General features: G+C 69.5%; 23 protein-coding genes. 6 read left to right on the top strand and 17 right to left on the bottom strand.

The features are described from left to right. Positions 1–41 precede the first annotated feature (41 nt). From ABH940_RS14230 to ABH940_RS14160, 15 genes are all read right to left on the bottom strand, one after another. Positions 42–1,409 carry a tyrosine-type recombinase/integrase gene (locus tag ABH940_RS14230; protein ID WP_370105390.1) on the bottom strand — a complete coding sequence of 456 codons (1,368 nt, stop codon included), beginning with the start codon at positions 1,407–1,409 and terminating at the stop codon, positions 42–44. Next, on the bottom strand, positions 1,410–1,622 hold the full coding sequence (locus tag ABH940_RS14225) for a helix-turn-helix transcriptional regulator (protein ID WP_370105389.1): 213 nt from the start codon (positions 1,620–1,622) through the stop codon (positions 1,410–1,412). Positions 1,623–1,910: 288 nt separating this feature from the next. Next, complete coding sequence (locus ABH940_RS14220) at positions 1,911–3,890, bottom strand: DUF3987 domain-containing protein (RefSeq protein ID WP_370105388.1); 1,980 nt, start codon at positions 3,888–3,890, stop codon at positions 1,911–1,913. Positions 3,891–3,936: 46 nt separating this feature from the next. Continuing rightward, positions 3,937–4,287: a hypothetical protein gene (locus ABH940_RS14215; protein ID WP_370105387.1), complete on the bottom strand. Its 351-nt coding sequence runs from the start codon at positions 4,285–4,287 to the stop codon at positions 3,937–3,939. Next, positions 4,284–5,417 carry a DNA cytosine methyltransferase gene (locus ABH940_RS14210; RefSeq protein ID WP_370105386.1) on the bottom strand — a complete coding sequence of 378 codons (1,134 nt, stop codon included), beginning with the start codon at positions 5,415–5,417 and terminating at the stop codon, positions 4,284–4,286. The genes ABH940_RS14215 and ABH940_RS14210 overlap by 4 nt, the downstream gene beginning before the upstream one ends. Then, positions 5,414–5,632 carry a hypothetical protein gene (locus ABH940_RS14205; RefSeq protein ID WP_370105385.1) on the bottom strand — a complete coding sequence of 73 codons (219 nt, stop codon included), beginning with the start codon at positions 5,630–5,632 and terminating at the stop codon, positions 5,414–5,416. The genes ABH940_RS14210 and ABH940_RS14205 overlap by 4 nt, the downstream gene beginning before the upstream one ends. An 18-nt stretch (positions 5,633–5,650) precedes the next feature. Next, positions 5,651–6,202, bottom strand: coding sequence for a hypothetical protein (locus ABH940_RS14200; protein ID WP_370105384.1), 552 nt, complete (start codon positions 6,200–6,202; stop codon positions 5,651–5,653). 17 nt (positions 6,203–6,219) lie between these two features. Beyond that, the gene (locus ABH940_RS14195) at positions 6,220–6,417 is read right to left on the bottom strand and encodes a hypothetical protein (RefSeq protein ID WP_370105383.1); all 198 of its coding nucleotides are present in this window, start codon (positions 6,415–6,417) and stop codon (positions 6,220–6,222) included. A gap of 46 nt (positions 6,418–6,463) precedes the next feature. Next, positions 6,464–6,736 (bottom strand): hypothetical protein, encoded by a 273-nt coding sequence (locus ABH940_RS14190; protein ID WP_370105382.1) that lies wholly within the window; start codon positions 6,734–6,736, stop codon positions 6,464–6,466. Between the two features lie 206 nt (positions 6,737–6,942). Continuing rightward, positions 6,943–9,297, bottom strand: coding sequence for an FtsK/SpoIIIE domain-containing protein (locus ABH940_RS14185; protein WP_370105381.1), 2,355 nt, complete (start codon positions 9,295–9,297; stop codon positions 6,943–6,945). Between the two features lie 86 nt (positions 9,298–9,383). Next, a complete protein-coding gene (locus ABH940_RS14180) occupies positions 9,384–10,352 on the bottom strand; it encodes a DUF2637 domain-containing protein (RefSeq protein WP_370105380.1) in 969 nt (322 codons plus the stop codon). Next, positions 10,349–10,552 carry a hypothetical protein gene (locus ABH940_RS14175; protein ID WP_370105379.1) on the bottom strand — a complete coding sequence of 68 codons (204 nt, stop codon included), beginning with the start codon at positions 10,550–10,552 and terminating at the stop codon, positions 10,349–10,351. The genes ABH940_RS14180 and ABH940_RS14175 overlap by 4 nt, the downstream gene beginning before the upstream one ends. Further along, positions 10,549–11,346, bottom strand: a complete 798-nt coding sequence (locus ABH940_RS14170; RefSeq protein ID WP_370105378.1) for a WhiB family transcriptional regulator — start codon at positions 11,344–11,346, stop codon at positions 10,549–10,551. Before ABH940_RS14170 ends, ABH940_RS14175 begins: the two co-directional genes overlap by 4 nt. After that, positions 11,346–11,615: a hypothetical protein gene (locus ABH940_RS14165; protein WP_370105414.1), complete on the bottom strand. Its 270-nt coding sequence runs from the start codon at positions 11,613–11,615 to the stop codon at positions 11,346–11,348. Before ABH940_RS14165 ends, ABH940_RS14170 begins: the two co-directional genes overlap by 1 nt. A gap of 124 nt (positions 11,616–11,739) precedes the next feature. After that, the gene (locus tag ABH940_RS14160) at positions 11,740–11,964 is read right to left on the bottom strand and encodes a hypothetical protein (protein ID WP_370105377.1); all 225 of its coding nucleotides are present in this window, start codon (positions 11,962–11,964) and stop codon (positions 11,740–11,742) included. A gap of 480 nt (positions 11,965–12,444) precedes the next feature. Between ABH940_RS14160 and ABH940_RS14155 the strand changes: the two genes are divergently transcribed. The 5 genes from ABH940_RS14155 (at position 12,445) to ABH940_RS14135 (ending at position 17,942) form a co-directional block, all read left to right on the top strand. After that, on the top strand, positions 12,445–13,293 hold the full coding sequence (locus ABH940_RS14155) for a GntR family transcriptional regulator (RefSeq protein ID WP_370105376.1): 849 nt from the start codon (positions 12,445–12,447) through the stop codon (positions 13,291–13,293). Between the two features lie 17 nt (positions 13,294–13,310). After that, positions 13,311–13,976 (top strand): HAD family hydrolase, encoded by a 666-nt coding sequence (locus ABH940_RS14150; protein ID WP_370105375.1) that lies wholly within the window; start codon positions 13,311–13,313, stop codon positions 13,974–13,976. Positions 13,977–14,403: 427 nt separating this feature from the next. Then, positions 14,404–15,309 carry a hypothetical protein gene (locus ABH940_RS14145; protein ID WP_370105374.1) on the top strand — a complete coding sequence of 302 codons (906 nt, stop codon included), beginning with the start codon at positions 14,404–14,406 and terminating at the stop codon, positions 15,307–15,309. Between the two features lie 36 nt (positions 15,310–15,345). Continuing rightward, positions 15,346–16,161: a hypothetical protein gene (locus tag ABH940_RS14140; protein ID WP_370105373.1), complete on the top strand. Its 816-nt coding sequence runs from the start codon at positions 15,346–15,348 to the stop codon at positions 16,159–16,161. A gap of 680 nt (positions 16,162–16,841) precedes the next feature. Further along, entirely contained in the window at positions 16,842–17,942 is a 1,101-nt protein-coding gene (locus ABH940_RS14135; protein WP_370105372.1) for an MrcB family domain-containing protein, read from the top strand. Between the two features lie 326 nt (positions 17,943–18,268). On the opposite strand, the gene ABH940_RS14130 is transcribed toward ABH940_RS14135, so the two are convergent. Further along, positions 18,269–18,883, bottom strand: coding sequence for a PadR family transcriptional regulator (locus tag ABH940_RS14130; protein WP_370068901.1), 615 nt, complete (start codon positions 18,881–18,883; stop codon positions 18,269–18,271). A gap of 177 nt (positions 18,884–19,060) precedes the next feature. Between ABH940_RS14130 and ABH940_RS14125 the strand changes: the two genes are divergently transcribed. Continuing rightward, positions 19,061–19,582, top strand: coding sequence for an N-acetyltransferase family protein (locus tag ABH940_RS14125; RefSeq protein ID WP_370068899.1), 522 nt, complete (start codon positions 19,061–19,063; stop codon positions 19,580–19,582). Between the two features lie 118 nt (positions 19,583–19,700). Here ABH940_RS14125 and ABH940_RS14120 read toward each other — a convergent pair whose 3' ends face one another. After that, positions 19,701–20,987, bottom strand: a complete 1,287-nt coding sequence (locus tag ABH940_RS14120; RefSeq protein WP_370105371.1) for a hydrolase — start codon at positions 20,985–20,987, stop codon at positions 19,701–19,703. Between the last annotated feature and the right edge of the window lie 164 nt (positions 20,988–21,151).

Below are 21,151 nucleotides of genomic sequence, written 5' to 3'. Positions count from 1 at the left end.
TCCCCCGAGCCGGTGTCGCCCCCGCTGACGGGAACGCGGCACTAAGCCTGGTCGTCCAAGCGGCGATGCAGGCGCTCCGAGATGGCGTCGTTGGCGGCACTCTCGCCGCCGTGGATGCACTTGGCGTAGACCCGCAGGAGCACGTTCAGACTGTGGCCGGCGCGGCGCGCAACCTCGGTCGGGTCGACGCCGGAGTTCAGCCAGAGGGAGACAGCCGCGTGACGCAAGTCATAGGGCCGCCGCCCCAGCAGAGACGCTGCCTGCTCTGGGGTGAGCGCGCGGGTGCGGGCCTCGCCCCAGACCACGCCGTAGCCGCTCTCCTGCACCATGCCGCCCCGCGACGTGCGGAACAGCCGGCCGTCCGGCTCCGTGCCGTAGGCGTCCAAGTGCCCGCGGAGCAGGGCGACCAGATCCGGCGGAATCGGTACGGTGCGGACAGCTCGGCGCGGGCGCCACTTGAGCCCGCGCTTGTCGTGAGCCTCGCCGTCATCCGTCCAAGCGGAGCCCACCCGCGGACGTGTCTCGCTGAGTCGGAGCGAGCCCCAGCCCTGCTCGGGAAGGGTGCAGTTCTCCCGGCGCAGCCAGACGGCCTCTGCGGGCCTCAGGGCTGCGAAGTAGAGGCAGCCGAAGAACGCTTCGAGGTGCTTGCCACGCTTGCCCTGTTCCCGGACGGCTGCCAGGAGGGCTCGGGCCTGCTCCGGGCTCACGGCCACCTCGGGCTCGACCACCTCGACCACATCGGGCACCTTCCACTGAATCCGGTGCAGCGGGTTGTCTGTCAGGTGCTCTGCCTCCACGGCGTAGCCGAGCGCGTTGTGGAAGATGGCTCGCTTCCGGCGGATGGTCGACGGCGCCGCCGTCTTGCCGTCGAGCCGCTTTGTCAGGGCGTCGAGGGCGTGGCGGGTCGTCAGCCGATCCGAGAGAGCCGTGATGGGAAGGGACTTCCGCTCGAACCACGCCAGGGTCCGCTGGACGTCCTCGGGCGCCTCCGTACCCCAGCGGCTCTTGTTGAAGGCCCACCCGTACAGCGCCGTCCGGACGGCCCTGTGATCGGGCATGCCCTTGGTGTCGGTGACGAGCGCCGGCGTCACCGTGGCCATGGCCTCCGCCAGCGTGGTGCGGGTCTTGGCGGGGCTGCTCTCCCACTTCATCTCGATATACGCCCGAGCATGCTGGTACCAGGTCACCCGCTCGCCCCGGAGCATGGAGACGGGAAGCCCCGTGTCTTCGTCGAAGGGCTCGCCGGCGCGGGCCGCGGTGACGAGCTGGGCCCGGCGACTCTCCGCGAGGCCCTTGGTCAGGAAGGACTCCGCCTTGGGGAAGGTGCCCACCTGCCAGCGGAGCTGGTACGGCTTGCTGTAGGGGCGCTTGCGGATGCCCCAGATCTGGACGTTGTAGCTGATGCCCATTCAGGCAGCCTCTTCCATGGTGTTGAGCCAGTTGGTCAGTTCGCTTCGACGCACGCGCAGGTGGCCGTTCGGCAGCCGGATCGACTTGGGGCCTTGGCCCTTGTTCTGCCAGCGGTACCAAGAGGCTCGGGTGATGCCGATCTCCTCCAAGACCGCGTTGAGCGGAAGGAGTTCGTCAGCCGGAGTGCGCGTGCGAGCGGGTCGCGAGGTCATGCGTTCGTCCCCTTGCGGTCGGTTGCGCGTGCGGATGGATGTCGCGGAGAGGTGGTGACTGTGAGTGCTTCCGCTGGGCGGCGGACAGGCTCGGAGCCCGGAAAGTGTCAGGGAAGTCAGGACAAATCGCTGAGCAGGGCCTTTCCTTCCTTGCGGGGCGTCAGGGAGTGTCAGGGATGTCAGGGCTAAGGGGGCTTCTCCTGACATCCCTGACGTTCCCTGACGCCCCGCAAGGTGGTGTTATGGCTGGTCAGCGGTTTGCCCTGACATCCCTGACGGTTTCGGGCCTCAGGGCCCGGCCGGAGGGGTGTGCAGGGAGGGATGGACGCGGAACGTGACGGCCGGTTGGCGCCCGCGCTGACTGCCCGTGGGGGGTTGGTCGGTGCGGAGGTAGCCGTGCTGCTCCAGCAGGCGCAGGGCCGGTTCGACGTCGGCGACCGTCTTGAAGCGGCGGCTGCTGGCGACGGTGTCGTACGCCTTGATGTGGGTGCGGTGGGTGCCGTCCTGCTTCGGGCGCTGGAGCCACTGGAGGATCGCGTGGGCGTCGTCGGTGGCGGGGTCGGCAGCGATGAGGTCGAAGACGGCGAGGGTGTGGGCGGTGTAGTAGTCGGCGATCTCGGCGGCCCGGTGCACGCTGTCGGCACGCACGGGCTTTCCCCACCCTGTGGACAGGTTCTCGGCGAGGTGGAGCAGGCCCGCGATTCGCACGGTGTGGCCGACCAGCTTCCCGGCCCAGTCCCTGATGTGGGCCAGTGGCTCGTCCGGGCGGAGCTTCACCTCCAGGTCGGCTTGCAGCCGTTCCACGGCGAGGTCGGCGGCCGGTTCGAGCGGGACGGTGACCGGCTCGGGCAGGTCCACCAATGCGCGGATGAGCCCGCCCAGCTTGCTGTCGTACCGGCGGGCCACCTGTTCGGGAATCGGGGTGGTGCGGATCTTCCGGTACCCGACGTTGGAGGCGGGCAGGGAGTACAGGAAGCGGGCCAGCAGGCCGCGGTCGCGGGCACCGGGGGTGGAGCCGATGTCCTGGAGCACGGCCGGCTGCGGCGTGATGCCGATGGTCAGTGCGGGCTTGTCGCGGGTGGGCTCTTCGCGGCTGATGCGGCTGGCCTGGAGGCGTTCGCCCTTGTGGCCCTTGAGGAACACCCCGAGGTTGGGCTTGGCCGAGTAGCGGCCGGCGATGATGTCGAACAGGTCTCCTTCCGGGGACAGGGCGGCGAGGCAGCGGTGGATCGCGAGCTGCTGGGAGAGGGTTTCGGGGGTGATGTCGTCCGAGACTGTCAGCCGGGGCGTGGGCGGAACCTCGATCTGCGCGGCGAGCTTGCGCGCGGAGGCGATCTCGGTGATGAGGTAGTCGCGGTCGGCGTCGGGCTTTCGGGCTTGGGCCTTGAGCGCCTCCACCTCCGCTTCGGCGGCTTCCTTGGCGGTCTCGGCGTCGATGATGCCGTTCTTGGCTTCCGCCTTGAGCTCGTCTTCGAGGCGGTAGATCGGCGCGGTCATGAAGGCGAACACGTCGGACTTGCGGCTGGCCGGGGGCATGGCGCAGACGAGGTAGAGGTTCGTTTGCTCGGTCCAGCCGGGGCGGATCTGCACGTGCATCCGGCCGCCGGCTGCGGTCGAGAGCGCGGCGAGCGCCATGGTGGCGGCCATGTCGGCGGGGGTCTGGGTGAACTCCGCTACGGCCTCGACCTGTTCGCGGACCCAGTCGGGCAGGGCGTGGGTGGGGAAGGTGGGCAGCAGGGCGTGTGCTCCGAGCGGGATCGGGTCTGTCCACACGTCGCCTTCGGCGAGTTCCTGGAGGGCTGCGAGGGCGGCGGTGCGGATGTCGGCGAGGTCGGCGTGGGCGTCGGTGGCGAGGTGTGCGACACGGCCGGCGGCGTTGCCGATGCGCCGCCGCTCGGCCGCGGTGCGGACCAGTTCGGCGTAGTAGTCGCCGTTCGCCGCGCTGGGCGTGGATTCCACGCAGGTGTGCAGGTAGCCGGGCCCGCCCACCTTGTGCAGGTCGCCGCCGGCGCGCAGGGCCTCGGTGAGCAGCAGCGGGTCAACGGGCTGGCCCGCGCTGGTCATGCGGGTGATGGTGCGCCAGATCGTCTCGTGGGCGGGCCGGTAGAACGCTCCGGGCCCACCGAGGATCTCGGCGAGGGCGGGGATGCGGGCGGGGGCGAGCAGGGCCGTGCCGATGACGGCCTGCTCGGCGGTGATGACCTCGGAGGGCTCGGGGTTGAACGGGATCACGTTCGAGGCCGTGGCGAGGTCGTGCTGTGCAGCCAACGGATGCTCCGATCGGGCTGTGGCGGTCACGGCGGCCGGGTCAGGGTCAGAACAGGGCGTCGTCGGTGTGGAGTTCGGCGAGCGCCGCGCGGTGTTCGCGCATGGCCCGGGTGCGGGCCTTGTCGTGGCAGGGCGGGCACCAGGCGGCGAGGTCGCACGCGGAGAGCCGGGCCTGCTGGTGGGCAGGCAGGATCAGCTCGAACGGGTCCTTCGGCGCGACCAGGAGTCGGATCGGTGCGGCGCGCTTGCTGATGTAGCCGCCGTTCTCGTGCTCGCAGCGGCCCTGTCCGGCGGCGTGCTTGTTGCCGCACCGTCCGATGCACTGGCACCGGCCGCCGGAAAGGTGGATCAGCAGGTCCCACAAGGGCAGCGGCGCGACGGGCGGGAGACTGGTCATGCCGCCCTCCTCTCGGCCGCGAGGTCGGGCAGGATTCCGGCGGGGGCGCGGTCGAGCAGCAGGCGCAGCGCGGCGGCGGCCTGTCGCGGGACCACGCCGTTGCCCAGCGCCCGGAGTTGGGCGCTGCGCGACAGTCCCTGGGTGTCGGTGACCCACCCCTCGTCCAGGCCCATCAGCCACTCGACGAATCGGGGGGCGAGGCGGCCTTCCGGGTCCGTCGGCGCCGGGGCGGGCCGTCCGAGGACATCGGCCCAGCGCTGGACGGCGGGGCCGTAAGGTCCCCACGCCACGTCAGATCGGTCAGCGTCGGCGAGGTGGAGCGGGGGTTCGGCGCTGTGGCCTGCCTCGCGCCCTTCGAGTCCCCGACGACCGGCGTCGGCAGCAGCCTCACTGCCACCGACGGCAAGGTCAGGTCGCCCTTGCTGCCGCGCTGGTTCGGCCCGCCTTTCGTGCCGTCCGTGGCCTTCGGGGTGGGGAGCAGGGCGATCGTTGTGCGCAGGTCCGCGCCACCGCTGCCGTGCGTCCCGACTCCGTTGCGGTCCGAGGTCCGCGGGGAAGGGAGCAGCGGGCCACGCGAGGGCGAAGACCCGGAACCGCTGGTGCGGGGCGAGCACGTGGGCGGCGGGCAGACCCGTCCATTCCGCATCGAACCCGATGTCGGCCAGGTCGCCGAGTACGGCGCCGAGTGCTCGCAGAGGAGGCTTTGCGTCGGTGTCTCCCAGACACCACGGGCAGGGTTCCACGTCGCTGTGGGCTCGGGCACTGAGCAGCCCCCTCACGTTCTCGATGACCAGCAGGGACGGGCGCAGCGCGGCGGCGGCGCGGGCGACGTGCGCCCACAGCCCGGAGCGCGTGCCCGGGGCGATCCCGGCCCGCAGGCCGGCGGAGGACACGTCCTGGCACGGGAACCCGGCCGTGAGCACGTCCACCGGTTCGACGGCGCGGAAGTCGACCGCGCTGATGTCGCCGAGGTTCGGCACGGTGGGCCAGTGCCGGGCGAGGATCGCGGACGCGCCCGGGTCGGTCTCGGCGTGCCAGACGGGTTCGGTGCCGAGCACCTCGGCGGCGGCCAGGTCCAGCCCCCCGTATCCGGAGCACAGCGACCCGAGGCGAAGCGCAGACGCGTTCACGCGGCGCCTCCGAGGGTTTCGGTGACGAGCGCGGTGACGGCGGGTCCGAGTTCGGCGAGGCGGTTGGTGATGCCCTGCCAGGACTCGTTGTCGATGGCCATCAGGGCGCCGAGGGCGGTGGGCAGGTCGCGGGCGGTGGCGGCGTTGAGGGCGTCGCGCAGGTGGGCGGCGGCGAGCGGCCGGATGACCGGCGTGTGCGAGGCGTGGGCGTTCACTTCTCGGTTCCTTCCGGGCTACGCGGTGGGGAGGGTGGAGGTTGCGCGGGCGGCGGCGATGTCGAGCTGTCGGTGGACCTCGACCAGGCGGCGGCCGGGGGCGTCGTTCCAGCGATCCACGGAGGCGTAGGCGCCCTGCGCGGTGAACTGCTCCATGAGCAGCACGCGGGCGCGGTAGGCGATGTCGGGGGTGCCGTAGCCGGCCGCCAGGACCATGAGTTGGGCACCGAGCAGGCACACGGCGCCCTGCTCGTCCCACAGGCGGCCTTGGGTCCAGCCGTGGGCTGTGAGGTAGCGGGAGACGAGCCGCAGGTGCGTCGCGGTGTCGATCGGCACCGGTGCCGGGGCGCGGTGGCGGATGCGGTCGAGCCAGGTCGGGGCCGGGCGGACCATCCCGAGGTCCCACGGCGCGGTCACGCTGCCGTGCGGATTCGGGGGCGGGGGTGCGGGCAGGGTGCGGGCGGGCAGCGGGAGGGAGGCCATGTACGCCTCGATCTCCGCGACCAGGGCGCTGCCATCGGCGACGAACGCGAGGTCGGGCAGCGCCTCGCGGAGCGTGGTGGCGTGCATGGATGGCTTCCTCTCGTTCAGTTGTGGGCGAGCTGGTTGAGGTAGTGGATGACCGCGACGACGGCGTGTCCGATCGGGGCGGCGGCGCCGGTGCGGGCGAGGTAGAAGCCGAACAGGGCGGCGATCAGGCCGCCGCCGATGCCGAGCGCGCGGCTGCGGACCATGAAGACGGCGGCGACGCCGAACACGACCACGAGCGAGACGTTCACGAGCACGAGCGGATCTCCCTTGGGCGAGGCGGGGCGCGGGATCGGGGGCGGGTCAGCGGGCGGGTGTGCCCTCGTTGCGGAGCCGGACGGCGAGGTCGTAGATCCGGCGGCCGGTGCGGAGGCGGCGGCCGGCTCCCTTGCAGCGGCGGCAGTTGCGCCCGCGGACGATCCGGCCGCGCCGGTCGGTGCGGGTCTTAAAGCCGAAGCCGCGGCAGCGGCGGCAGCGCCCGAGCGGCGAGACCGCGCACAGCAGGGCGTAGCCGGTGGTGAGCGCGAAGAAGACGACGAGGACGGCGGATATGTGGTCCGCGGCGGTGTTGTGCACGGTCGGTCCTCCGAACAGGCTCGGTGACTGTGTGTAAGGGGAGGGAGGTGCACGGGTGCCCCGAAAAGGTGTTCGGGAGGGGGTTTCCGCAGGTCGAACGGGCCGCCTCCCCGGCCTCCCTGTGACGTGTCGTCACAGCTCAGCGCGGGGAGGCGGGGTGAGGGAGGCGGGCAGGGAGAACTCCCCGCCTCCCTCGACACCTCCCTTTACACAGCGTCACTTTCGGCGGCGTCCTCGGCGGCCTCGTCGCGGTCGGCGAGGGCTTCCAGGACGCGGGCGCGGGAGACGACCATCTGCCCGCCGGACTTGTACGGGGCGGCGCCGACGGCCTCCAGCACCTCGGTGAGGGTCTGGAAGGTCCAGCCGCCGTAGTACGGGCGGTTGGCCTCGGCGAGGTGCTGGATGACCTCCTGCGTGCGCATCCGTGCCACCTCGCCGAGCACGGCGGCGATGTCGGCGACCTCGTCCACCACAGCCGGCGCGGGCACGCTGTCGGCGGCGGGCGCGAGGCCCTCGCGCAGGCCGAGCGAGCGACGGACGACCGGGGTGACCTGGTCCACCTTGGCGTCGCGCCGGACCCAGTAGGAGCGGATCAGCTCGAACGCGTTCTTGGTGAACCCGACGGTCACTGCCGTGCCGACGTTCTCGGCGGGGTTGAGGTTGGTCGCGGTGATGCCGGCGCGGTGCTTGCCGGTGCCCAGCAGGCCGTCGTTGGCGACGTGGTCGCCGACGGCGAACGCGACGTTGTGCGAGGTGTTGCGGGTGACGTCTTTCGGGATGCTGGACGCGGTCGGCGAGACGGTGACGAAGATCAGGGTGATGCCGACCTTGCGGGCCTTCTTGATGACCTTGATGGCCAGCTCGCCGGACTCCTGGCCGCACTCCTTGTGCTCGAACAGCTCGTGGCACTCGTCGAAGACGACCACCTTCGGCCGCATCCGCGGGTCCTGCTCGGCGAGCTTACGCGTGAGGCGGACCTCTTCCCCGCCCAACTCCTCCAGGATCTTGCCGCGCTCGGTGACCTCGTCCCGCAGCGCTCGCAGCGCGTCCCGGGCGGCCTTGATCTGCTCGTCGTCGTCGCCCTTGACCAGCGTCTTCATGCGCGGGCGCAGCGGGTCGTAGTCGACGTTGTAGGCCATCACGTACGCCTCGATCTCGACCAGCGGATCGAGGGCGGCGCCAAGTAGGAGGTTGATGACCAGGGACGACTTGCCCGAGCCCATGATGCCGCCGACCAGGTAGTTCGAGGCCATGAGCTTGCCGTACACGATCTCACCGCGCTGCGAGACGCCGACGGGGACGCCCTTGAAGTAGTCGGCCTCGCCGTCCGTGAGCAGCGGCCACGGCGGGATCGGGCCGGACAGGGAACCCTGATCGGCCACCCACAGGTCCAGGACGCCGGGCTGGTTGGCGGGTTCGGTCGGCCACACCTCGATCGGCAGGCGCAGCAGGTTGTGTGCGAGCACGGTCTTGCGGTTGTTGACCATCTCGACCGTGACGCCCTGCGGGAGTTGGAGCTGGGTGTGGTAGCCGTTGCCGAGACGGACGGTCGGGGAGACCCAGCGGGGCTGCCAACCGTCCTTGACGGCCCGGTTGAGCGGGGCGAGGTTCAGGTGCCGCAGCGCGTCCAGGATCGCGCCCTCGTCCGGCACGACGTCGCGGACGTCGGGGTCCTCGGCCAGCATCGCCCAGGCAGGGGCGGTGCCGCGGCGCCGGCCGATGTTCCACAGTGCGGCGAGCATCAGCCATGGCCCGAACGCGAGCACCGGGCCCCAGACGAGCGCCACGACGCGGTAGAGCATGTGGACCAGCTCGATCACGGCCATGGTCGGGGCGATGACGTTGGACAGCTTGTGTTCCGCTATCGCCATCATGATGCCGAGCCCGAGCAGGCCGAACTCCAGCAGCACCGGGGCGACCACGGCGTTCACGGCGAGGCGAGGGAAGCTGGTGATCAGGGCCATGCGGCGGGTGTGGCGGTCCTGCCGGAATTTGTCCGCGCGCTCCTGCCACTCCGCGGCTAGCACCGGGTTGCCCGCGAGTTCGGCGGCCTTGATCATGCGCTGGTGCATCGCGGTCGTCCGCGACTCCCACGCCCGACGGGCGAGGCCCAGCGCCCCGCCGGCGGTGAACATGGTGTGCCGCACTCCGAACCGGACCACGCGCAGCGTGCGCTCATGGGTGGACAACCAGCGCACCGCGCTACCGGCGCGGGCGAGCCGCGGCGGCACCGCGAGCCGGGCCCGCGCGGTCGCGGCGGCGGTGCGAACGGTCGTCACGGTGCCCTCGACCACGCGCGGCGCGAGGTCGGCCGACGCGTCGGGCGCCCCGGTCGGGGCGGGGTCGGCGGGCAGGTACACCGATCCGTCGGCCGACTCGAACGGGTCCGGGTCGTCCGACTCGTAGGGCGGCCGGTCGGTGGCCGGGTCGGTGTCGGGTCGGGGGGTGGTGCGGGCGGCGCGAGCCCGGCCGAGGTCGACGACCTCGCCGCCGGTCGGGTCGGTGCTGGGATCGGGGTCCGCCTCCGAGGGGCGGATCAGGTCGTGTCCGGGCTGGTTCACTTGGACTGTCCTTGTCTCGTGAGCGGGGCAGGGCGGGAAAGGCCGTCGGGGGCGCGGTTGCCGGCCAGCGCGGCGCCCCCGACGGGTCAGGCGATGTGCAGATCCGGGCGACCGTCCTCGTCGCGCTCGGCGAGCAGCACGTCACGGGCGGCGCGGGCGGACTTGGCGCCGCAGCGCAGCGCGGTGCGCAGCGCCTCGGCGGTGATGTCCTCGGTCCGCCACTGGGCGGTCAGTTCGCGGGCCTGGTCGAGCACGTCGGCCTCGGTCCGTCGCGGCGACGCCTTCCGCGCCGTGCGGCGCGGCTTGCGGACGGGTCGGGGAGTCGGCTCGGGCAGGTAAACCGAACCGTCGTCCTCGCCGCCCACCGGGGCGGGCTCCGCGTCGGGCAGGGCGGGCAGGGTGTCGGCGGGGGCGAGTTGGCCCATGCGCAGCAGCACGCGGGTGCGGCGCGGGGCTCGGGCGCGCCACAGGCGACCGTGGGTCTCGCGCAGGTCCGCGACGGTGAGCAGCCGTTCCCGCTCCAGCGCGAGGGCGGCGGTGTAGGAGGTGATCTCCCACAGCGTCATCCGGCGCCACATCAGGAACGAGCTGAACGGGGCGAGGAACCAGCGCGAGCGGCGGATGCGCTCGATGCGCTTGCCGGTGGCCTCGCCGATCCGCACGGCGTAGATGTGGGCGGCGACCTCGGAGAGGACCACCCACAGCAGCGGCATGGTGCCGTGCGCGAGCTTCGCCGAGAGGCTGTGGCCGGCGGCGACGTTGAGCCAGCAGGTCACCAGCGTCAGCACCCAGGGCACGATCCGCACCCACGGCAGGCGCATGTCCAGTCGGATCAGCAGCAGGTTGATGATGGTGAAAACCGGGATCGCGGTGTCGATGCCGATCGGCAGCAGCGCCGGGGTGGAGAACCCCCACCGGGCCGCCGCGGCGGTGACCGACTGGAACGAGGAAGCGAGCCCGAGCGAGCCCACCCCCACGCCCAGCACGGCGGCGGTGCCGAACAGCAGCCGCTCACCCCTGCCGATCTCCTCGACGTTCTCGATGCGCCAGGTCATCGGGCACCCCCGAGCCACGCCTTGAGGACGATCAGGACCAGCAGGTAGGCGCCGGCCGCCCCGGCGAGCGCGGCGATGCCCTGGTGGTGGAAGGCCCAGACCACGGCGACGGCGGCGGACCAGGCGGCGAGCTTGGCCACCGGCCGGTCACCGGTCGGGCCGTGCTGCTGCGGCCTGTGGTAGCGCTGACGGTTCCTCATGCGGCCTCTCCGATCCGGTCGGCGGTGCGGCGGGCACGGAGGGTGCGGCTGTAGGCGGTGTTCGCCTCCAGGCACGCCGTGCACGCGGTCTCGCCCGAGAGGCGGTGCAGGCGGTAGCCGTGGCGGGTGCCGCAGCACCGGCCCATCTCCTGCTGTGCGGTCTCGGTAGCGCGGCGCCGTCGGGCGGCCTCGCGGTGGGTGGCCTTGGTGCGGGCGCGGTCCTCGCGCACGGCCTCGGTCTGGGCCCACACGTACTCGGTGTTCGCCACCAGGCAGGCGCCACAGGCCCGCTCGCCGGCGGCGCGGTGCTGCTGGTAGCCGGTGCGGGTGCCGCAATCGGGCGAGGGCTGCTGCTTGGCCTTGCGCTCGGAGTTGCGCTTGGCGCGGTCGGCCGCGCTCGCGGCGGTGTTGGCCGCGCGGCACTCGGCGCAGGCGGGCTCACGGCTGATGATGTGGCGGCGGTAGCCGCTGCGCGTCCCGCAGCCGGGGCGGCTGGACAGGGCGTCGCGCTCGGCGGTGTTCAGCCCGCCGAAGATGCCGTAGCGCTCGTCACGCTCGATCGCACCCGCCAGGCACAGCGGCCGGATCGGGCACACGGCGCACAGACGCTTGGCCTCCGCCTCGCCCTCGGTGTCGTCGGGCTCGGGGAAGAACACGTCCGGGGCGACCTCGCGGCACACCGCGCCGGCAAGGCGCGTGTCCTCGGGAACGCTCAAGGTGATGTAGGTACCGCGCTGCGGAGCCACCGGGGTGGCCACCGTCGCGAAGCGCAGGTGCGTGCGGCGCTTGGGCATCACGCCACCGCCGATCGAACGACGCGGGTGCGGGGGCGGGGTGCCGGGCGCCGCAGCGGGACCGGCGCGGTGCGCAGCAGCTCGCGGGCGTAACGCCACGCGGCCGGGTCGTCCTCGTACAGCTCGGCGAGGATTGCGGAGGCGGCGTCCATGCGCGCCTCGCGGTCCATCGGCGACTCGTTGGGGGTGCCGGTGAACAGCTCGCGGTCGATGCCGAGCGCGAGCGCCACGAAGTCCTCCGCGGAGGTGGCCTCGTGGCCTGCAACCATGTACTTCACGGGTCTTCTCTCCTTGAAGCGGTAGAAGGCCCGAGCGGGGCGGCTGTGAACCTTGGCGGGAGACCAGCCGCCCTGCGCTCAGGGCAAGAACTCGGGGAAGTGCTGCGCCGGCAGGTCAGTCCTCGGCCGGACGGATGCTCACGTTCAGGCCGTGCTTCTCGGCGGCGGCGGTGATCTCCGCCACGCCGGACTCGCCGTAGACGTTCCGGGAGCCGTCGTACGCGCCGATGGCGCCAGCGGCCTTGAGCTGCTGGTCGGCCTCCGTCAGGTACGGAGAACCGTCCGAGTGCGTCACGGTGGCGACGTAGACGGCCTCACCGCTGCGGTTGAACAGGCCCATCAGGGCCTCCCTCCAAGGGGATTCGAGCTCCGGCCCTCGTGGCCGGTCGTGCGCGTCTCCGCCTTGACGCGGATGCCGGACGCCACAGCGGCTCCGGGGACGCGCGGGCGCCGCCGGAGCGGCACCGTCGATCCAGAGGCCAGCCCCCTCACAGGGCCTTGTGGCCGGTTGCGTGTGCGCCCTTGATGCGCGCACTGTCCCGCCTTGCCGGAGGCCCTCTTTACGGGCACGGGAAGGGGAGGCGAGACGCCCCAAATCTCTGAATCCACTGTTGAGTTCTCAACCAGACAAGCGCTTCCCTGGCCCTGCAAGACAGGACTTCCGGGCGCATCAGCGCAGCTCAGAGCAGCCCAAAGAAGGCCCCTCTGTGTCGCATCCGCTTCTCTCGGCGGCGACACACTCAACATAGACAACCTGCTTAGGCAGGTCAAGAGACTTGGGTTACTCGCGCCTGTTGAGCATGTCCCCTAGCATGTAGGCATGACTCTCGACCTGGATGACCCGCGTCCGCCGTATCAGCAGGTCAGCACGCTGATTCGCGCAGCGATCCTCACGAAGAAGCCGGGCTTTGAGGCCGGTGAAAAGCTGCCCTCCGGTCCGCAGTTGGCCAAGCACTACGGCGTGGCGCGCGGCACCATTGACCGGGCTCTAGAGCTGCTCAGGAGCGAGGGCCTCATCGTCACTCGGCAGGGCAGCGGTTCGTTCGTGCGAGAGCGCACGGAACGGCCGGTCGGCCTCCGCCCGCACCTTGAGGCAGCCTTCGCGGAGCCTCAAGTGACTATCGACTTCGCCGGCTTCTCCAGCGAGACCCTGCACAACGCGATGCAGGAGCCGTTGGACAAGATCCGGTCAGGTCGGCTCGCTCCTGAGTCCATCGCCGTCCGGCTCCTTCTGCCGGACACTTCTCAGTCCATGGCTGTCCCGGTCCTGGTCGATGGACTGCAAGATGAGCCTGCGCTCAGGGACCGCGCACGCGGGATCGCCCTCACCAATGCGGGCGGCATCGCTCACTCGGTCGAGGTTCTCGCCGAACTTGGGCTTGTTCAGTCCGCGGAGGTACAGGTCAGGGTGCATCGGGCCTCAAGCCTCTTCAAGCTCTACATCCTGAATCGCTCGGAGGCGTTCTTCGGCTTCTACCCGCTCCGCGAGCGCACGGTCTCCGTGGGTGGAGACAGCCATACCTTCTACGACGTGACCGGGAAGGACACCACGCTGTTCCATCACTCCGCTGGCCCGGACGACGCTTCGCTTGGCTCGCAGTACGTCCAGCAGTCACAAGCGTGGTTCGACAGCGTGTGGTCCACCATCGCGTACGAGCGTCAGCTGTGACCTCCCCACGCGGGTCCTTGGCGGACTTGCTCCGACCGGTTCGCCACGTCCTGCTCGACTTCGACGGCCCCGTCTGCTCGGTGTTCGCCGGGATGCCTGCCGCAGAGATCGCCGAACGCCTGCGCCGGCATCTACTCGCCCAGGGCGAGCAGATGCCGGAGGTGTGGGCCTTCGAGACTGACCCCCTCGCGTTTCTTCGCCTCGTCGCCGACGCTCGTCCCGACCTCGTGGCCCCGGCGGATGCGCTACTCACGACGCTTGAAACCGAGGCAGTGAGCCTCAGTCAGCCAACGCCGGGGAGTAATGCGCTCTTGATTGCCTGCGCCGAATCGGGCCGCTCCGTCTCCCTGGTCAGCAACAACTCCGGGGCGGCGATCGAGGCATATCTCGCAGCTCACGGCCTTGGCGATTCTGTATTCGGAGTCTTCGGGCGGACACCAGGTGACCCGTCGTCCATGAAGCCAAACCCCCGGCTGTTGATCGAAGCCATGGGCGCAGCAGCCAGCAAACCGGCGGAGTGCATCTTCATCGGCGATGCGCCACGCGACGTTGAAGCGGGTGACGCGGCCGGCGTAGCCACCATCGGCTACGCCAACAAGCCGGGGAAGGACGTTCGGCTAGCCAAGGCGGGGGCGGTGGCTGTCGTGGACTCCATGCAGCTGATCGCCGATGCTGTGAGGTAGGGGGCCCGACAGGCGCGGCCTCGGTCATCAGCCAGCGGGCAACTGCATGGGCATGGCCTTGAGAGCCATTCCTCGCACGAGGTGTGATGACTTTCTCTACTGAGATCAAGTGCGCTCGCTGCGCTCCTGCGGCGCAGCGGCCGCGCTGCGAGCCCGCTTCGGCGCGCGGCGCCGCACGCCACAGGGCCGGCGGTACAGAAGAACCCCGCAGAGGCCAGGGCGGGCGACTGCGCAGTTTCACCCACCTCTCCGGACCGGGGCCCGCGGCGAGCGTATGGCCCCCTGACCACGCTCGACCCCAGGACCGGACAGGACGCCGGCCATAACCGCTCCGCCACCCGTGCAGCACGTTGATCAGGATTTGACTGACTCTCCGCGCCTAGCTTCGCTAGGCTGAAGTGCCGGTATGGATACAGTCTTCCGGCTAATGACCATCCAGTGGCCGGCAAAAAGAATCTATCGAAAGGCGCTACCTCCGATGCAAAGGGAAAATCTTCCAGGCTCACCTGTTGCCGATGAAGGCAAGCGTCTGATCATGGAAGCATTTGAGCTTGCGCGTGAGAGTGGGCGAACCGACTGGAAAGAGATGACGATCGCCGTTCTGAAGAACCGGCTTCTGAATCTGACAAGCAGGGCCTTTCGTGAGCAGGACTACGGCGCCCCAAATATTTCCGGGTTCGTCCGCAAGTATCCAGAATTGGTTGTCCTGGATGAGTCATACATGCCCCCCAAAGTCACCCTGATTGACCAGCCTAGTCCAGAGGCGGCCCCCGCTCCGCCCGTCGCTGGTCGGCGTATTAGAACCGACCTGTGGAATTCACTCATCGACTACAGGTCCGGGCGGACTTACATTTGGAACGGGAACGAGGCCGTTCCCTGCGAACCCGATGACGTACGAGACACGACCCTCCCTCGGCTTCCCACCATCGACAGTAACGAAATGGACGCATGGCGCGGTGAATTTGCAAGATCTTTGGAAGGCAAGATTGACCTTGAGCCATTCCAGGAGGAGCGGGTCGATGCCTGGGCGCGCCTCGGGCTCTCAACTAAGGATCTCCCGCCTGCGGTACGCGGATTGTGGAATGCGGAGCTCAAGCGCCGCGTCATTGAGCGGCTAAACAGTTGGTTTAGCGATCACGGGATTCCGGAACCCCACGACGTGCTTCAGGAGCGAATTGCACCTCAGTCTCACCAGCATCAGCCAGATTCACTCTTGGCCCCGCAACTTCGGGAGCTGATTCTGAGGTGCGTCCGTGTGATGTCCGAGGAGGAGCTTCGCGAGCTGAGACTACCGCCCGCTGCGGTGCTTCGGGTCATCGGCGGACTTGAATAGGAATCCTGGGCCCAGCAGATTGCGAGAGAGGCCATTGTGGCTGCACCATCTGCAAGAAACGAAGAGAGCGCCGTACAGGTATGGCTCTTCGCCCCCGCCCAAGAGAGTCCTGACCAAGTCAGGATCCGTCGTGTCATAGAATCCAAAGCTCGCCAGGAATCGCTGGCGTTCAACGTGCGCCGCGTTGAATCAATCAGGGCAATTGGCGGGGATAATCCTGGCCGGCCATTCAATGTTCTGAAGATCGAAGACGCCAGGAATCTCTACATGGGACTACATCGCTCCAAGGCGGTGGTTGTTGCGACCACGGCCTCGTTGATTCGACGCGATCCGAGTAGCACGCCAGTGCGCAAGAAGCAGCTGCTTAGCCTTGAAGACTTTGTTAGGTACAAGGCCGCCTATCGACTCTTCAGGTCTCCTGCGGAAGCAGAACGATTCATCGAGCCGATAACCTCTCTTGCCCAGCCCGCCATGAATTCTGACGTCCACGACCCAAGAGTTCTTCCACTTCACATATTCGATTCCCAGCAAGAGTGGAAAGGCTTGGATACTGACGCAGGCAGCAAGAAGTTCAAGTCAACGTTCGGATCAGGCGCCAATCGGCTCGACCACGGCCGCCGCGAATGGCAGAAACCGAATGCGCTTCACGGTGGAGATACCCTCACGATTGCGGGCTTCGAGTTGCCGAGAGGTTACCACTGGGATGTCGTAAGAAAGAAGGGCGCAGAGCGTCTTACAACCACGCATGAAGTTTGGAAATTTTCGGGAGCAAACTCCTACTGCAACATCTACCCGGATGGGTACATCCGGGCTGGCCAGGGTGATCATTCAGCCAAGCGCGTCTGGCCATAGCCCCGCCCATGCCATCAACTGGTCGAGTAAACTAAAATGCCCCGTCACGAAGGACGGGGCATTTTAAGAATATGTGATTGTCGAGCGCTATCACTTCAGCAGGCTCGTTAACAGTGGTACCGATGGACCGCATCCGAAGTTGGGTAATCTTCGGGGCTCGACCCTGGATAGTCGCGCCATCTAAACACTGCAAGCACCTGCGAAGCTGAGTTAAGCCAAGCGTCCCTGACTCAACTCCTCCGGTGGGCTTTCGGCCCCGCGGATCACTTGCGAGCATACATCGAGGCGTGCGCCTTGTCAGGTGGCAGGGCCGTGGGTCGGCTCACAGCTCCTTGCCGAGCGAGAGCCTCGGGACGGGCCTCGCAAGCGCCTCATATAGCCCCCTGGGACTCTCCGAGTACTCCCACGGCGCCCGGGGCGTGCGCTCTAGATGCCTCCAAGGGCCCATCTGGCGCCTTTAAGGTGACACTGCCCTCTAGCGGGTCCTCAGTGGTCAGCGCTGTGGCCACGCTCCTGCCATCCCGGGAGTGCCCCACGGCGAACGGCGGGGAATCCCGAGGAAGGCGACTGCTCCGCACGGGTGCGGCAGGCAAAGAGCTGGCGAACCTACGGCGAAGATGAGCCAGCACGCGAGTGCGACAGCGGAGGGCGTGTCGGAGTACGCCTCTATCCTCCCTCCCATGGATGATCTCTTGCTTGAAACGCTTCTGCTGCAAGCGAGTTGGAGCTCAAAGAACACCCCGGAGATGAAGCGGCGTGGCGTCATCGTGCGGGACGAGGTCCCGGCCTTCCTGGGCCGGCACGCGGCCCGACTTGCGGAGAGCATCGGAGTCGCTCGGGATGACCTCGGTATCGAAGGGCGCGACGGGACCGGCCTCAAGACCGAGATCCCCTGGATCCGCGTCCACTCGAAGAAACGATCCGGCAGCGCTACGAGCGGCTGGTACGTGGTCTACCTCTTCAGTGGCAAGGGCGATCGGGTCTACCTCTCACTCAACCAGGGCACCACCGTCTGGACAGGCGGCGACTACGCCCCACGGGGAGTGAAAGAGCTCCAGGCTCGCGTGGACTGGGCCCGGCCGCTGATCGGGCCTCTGGCCGGGCCCCGGCCCGATCTCCACCAGCAGATCGACTTGCAGGCCACCCGTGAACTGGGCAGGGGGTATGAGCGAGGCAACGTGGTGGCGATCGAGTACCGGCGCGATGCCCTCCCCACAGCAGACGTACTGGTCCGGGATCTGCTCTTCATGGCCGAGCTGCTCGGAGTCATCTACCTGGGCGAGGATGCGAACCCGTTTATCCCAGGTGATGTGGCCCCTGAGCTGCAAGAGGCGCGAGAGGCTGCCACGCGAACGTCGGGCGGACGGAAGCGCGCCACGAAGGGCCAGGGGTTCGCGCTCACGGCGGAACAGCGGCGCGCGATCGAGCGGCACAGCGTCCGACGAGCCATCGACTATTTCGAACAGGACGGGTGGACCGTCGAAGACGTGGGTGCGACGAGGTCCTACGACCTCGTGGCCCGCAGGGACGCCGAGCGACTTCACATCGAGGTGAAAGGAACCACCTCGCGCGGAGCTGAAGTCGTTCTCACACGCTCCGAAGTGCAAGCGCAGCGGGACCTGATGCCGGCAAACGCCCTCGTGGTCGTCCACTCCATACTGTTGGACAACGCCACGACGCCTCCCAGCGCCAGCGGCGGGATGCTGCACTGCATCGCCCCGTGGGTCGTCGATGACGCGGACCTTACCGCGATCTCCTACTTCTACAGGACCGGCCTATAGGACGTTCTTGGCCCCGTTGACCTCGGGCCAAGGCGGCGTAGCCCAGTTGCGGCGGTTCCGCTGGGCGCAGGCGCCGGGACCGAAGTGCGACTCGATAACCCATGCGAGACCCATGATCTGGACGTCCAGTGGACGGGAGCGCCGCGAGCTATCCGGTCAATGATGTCTTCCCAGGTCAAGAGCCCAGGAGGCAGTCCGAGGCATCGGACTGTAAATCTGTCGCGCAAGCTACGCAGGTTCGAACCCTGCACCCGCCACGTGGAAGCCGAAGGGCCCCGGATCAGCGCAAGCGTCCGGGGCCCTTCGCATGCCCCGTTCGAACGGCTTCAGCCCTCCGTGTCGGTGCGTTGGGTGTCGGCGAAGGCGAGGAGTTCCTCGGGGGTCCAGGAGAGACGGCTGGACTTGAGGTCGGCGATGACGGAGTCCAGCCAGTTCAGCTGAGCCGCCGTCACCACGCGCTGGTACTCCGTCTCCAGCATCGTCACGCGCGGCAGCGAGTGTTCCGCCGCCGTGACGGCCTCGATCTCCTGCAGGGAGGTGCGGACGAGCGCGGCGCGCTGTTCGAAGACGGAGAGTGCCTCGGCCGGGGTGAGCATCATCAGGAGCGACAGGGCGGCCGGGTACTCCGGGTACTCCTGCTTCGGTGTGGCGAGCATCTCCAGCAGCCACTCGCGGGCGACGCGGCGGCCTGCGTCGGTGACCTCGTAGACCGTGCGCTCGGGGTACTGCTGGTCCCGCTCGGTCTCGCGGACCGCGATGAGGTCGGCGGTGAGCAGGCGCTCGATGGTCCGGTAGAGGCTGGCGCGCTGGCTGACGTTGACCACCTGGTCCTTGCCCCACTGCTTGATCAGCCGCTGGATCCCGTACGGGTGCAGCGGCTGGTAGTGCAGCAGCGACAGGACGGTCAGCGAGAGCGGGGAACTGCGCAGCGGGGTGCTCATGACTGACATCGTATGCCGAGGGTATTCACATAGGAACTAGTCGGGTCTCGACTAGTTGCTGTGCAACTCGGCAGTGGCCCGCCCCCTGAGATGGATGGGCAAGGCTGCTGACGTGCGCGTCCGCGAGTGGTAGAAAGCTTGGCCACGGGTGCCCCTGCGCCCGGTGAGGGGGCCGGTATGGGTGGTGGCACAGTCGCGGTGGGGCCTGCCACCGCGGAGGAGGTGGACGCGGCGCTCGCCGTTTGGCAGCACTCGCACCAGATCCGCCGCAACGGTCGCCCGCTGCCGCGGGACCATGTGCGGCTCGCCCACGGACGGATGGCCGCGCCCGGAGCCATGCTCTTTCTCGCTCGCGAGGAGGGCAGACCCGCCGGAACCGCCATCGTCGGCACGGTCCTCGGAGTCCAGGGCCTGACCGAGGACGGCGCCGGACCGCCGAAGGAAGGGCTGATCCACCTCAGCCTGCTCAGCGTCGCGCCCGACCGCTGGGGGCAGCGGGTTGGTCGCCGCCTGATGGAGCACGTGCTCGCCGAGGCGCGCGCCCGGTCCTACACGGAAGCCCAACTCTGGACCCACGCCGACAATCTGCGCGCCAACCGGCTCTACCGCGCGCTCGGCTTCCGCCGCACCGGCCGGGTCAAGATCGACGACTGGGGCGAGCTTCTGGTGCACTACTGGCAGTCGCTGCCAGGGCACTGACGGCACATTGCGTCACCCAGCGTCACGCACACGCCAGGTGACGTTCCGTCAGCCCCCCTCCCGTCAGCCCCCCTCCCATCAGGCCTCCTCGCGTCAGCACACATCGGATCACGTCACATCACGCGGGACCGGGGCGGCCCTGGCGGGGGACTGCCGCAGCGGTGGTGTCCGCGTACTCGCGGACCGCGCTGGTGCGGGAGACCACGCGGCCACGGTGGATCACGACCCGGCTGTGCCCGCCGGACAGCGCGGCGGTCAGGCTTTCGCCGCGCACGGCGACCAACTCGGCCGGATCCCCGGCGCGGATCTGTCCGGGTGTGAGCCCGAGCATCGCGCGGGCGGTCGAGCTGACGGCCGCGTACGCCTCCGCCGCAGACAGACCGGTTGCGGCCGACAGCAGGAAGGCCGTCTCCAGCGGATCGGCACGGCCGACCGGGCAGACGGTGTCGCGCAGCGTCCCGCTCCCGGCGGCGACCGGGACCCCCGCCTCCAGCAGGGGAAGGACCGACGCCGGGTCGAAGCCGCTGGTCGTCCGCGGTGCGCCGCCCGCACAGCGCCCGGCCGCCGGCAGGACCACGACGCCCGCGCCCGAGCGCGCCAGGGCGGAGGCGGGTGGCATCGATCCGTCCAAGCAGAGGATCGAGCCCGGCGGAAGCTCGGCAGCACGGGCGCCGACGGCTGACGCCGGCGCTGAGGTCAGCCCTGCCGCGCCGTGCAGATCCAGGGGGCGGTCGAGTTCCCGGGCGAGAGCGACGAGGGCGGCCAGATGGGCAGCCAGACGGGCGGGTCGATCGGCGGGTGGACCCGGCGCCTCGGTGAGGCGTCCGCCGAGTGCGTGCGCCCCGGCGCGCAGCCCGTCCCGCAGCAGGGCGAGGCTCCGGCGCTCACTCTCCGCAGTGGGGACGGCATCGGTGAACTGCCCTGGGAGTACGGTGATCTGACAGTCCACGAGCCCCCGCAGGTCACGTGCCGCCTGGAGAGCCGCGTCGAGGCGGGCGAGGCCGGTCTCCTCGCTGACCAGGATCTGCGTCCGCAGCGCGGTCGCGCCGTAGCCGAGGTAGGTCAGCGCCGCCTCGGTGATCTGCCGCCGCACCTCGTCGCCACCCGCGCGACCCTCGCCACGAGCTCCGACGCGGTCGTCCCCGTTGAAGGCCTCGTCGAGGTGGGCGTGCGGCTCCGCCGGGGCGGGCAGGAGCAAGTAGCCACGGAGATCCAGGCGCTCCGGGGCGCTGAGGCTGCCGACCGCGCCGACCGCCTCGATCCGCTCGCCCCAGAGCCGCACGTCGACGGCCCGGCCGTCGGCCAGTCGCGCGCCCGTCAGCAGCAGTGCCGGCAGGAGCGCCGACGACCCTGCTGTTCCGGCGTCAGTGCCGGTCCCTGCTCCGCCCCCCGCCTCGGCTCCCATGGCCCGGCGCTCCTTCCTGCCGCCTGCCGCTTCCTGCCGCCTGCCGCGAAACTGCGTGAAGTTCAAGATCGCAGACAGCGAGCCTAGGGCGCGGGTCACGGTCGACAGGGGAGGCGCGTGGGGCGTGTGGCGGCCGTGGCAAAAGTCGTACCGGAGCAGCGCCA

The organism is Streptacidiphilus sp. BW17 (assembly GCF_041262485.1).
Taxonomy (GTDB): Bacteria; Actinomycetota; Actinomycetes; order Streptomycetales; family Streptomycetaceae; genus Streptacidiphilus.
This window is presented reverse-complemented; position numbering and strand designations above follow the sequence as displayed.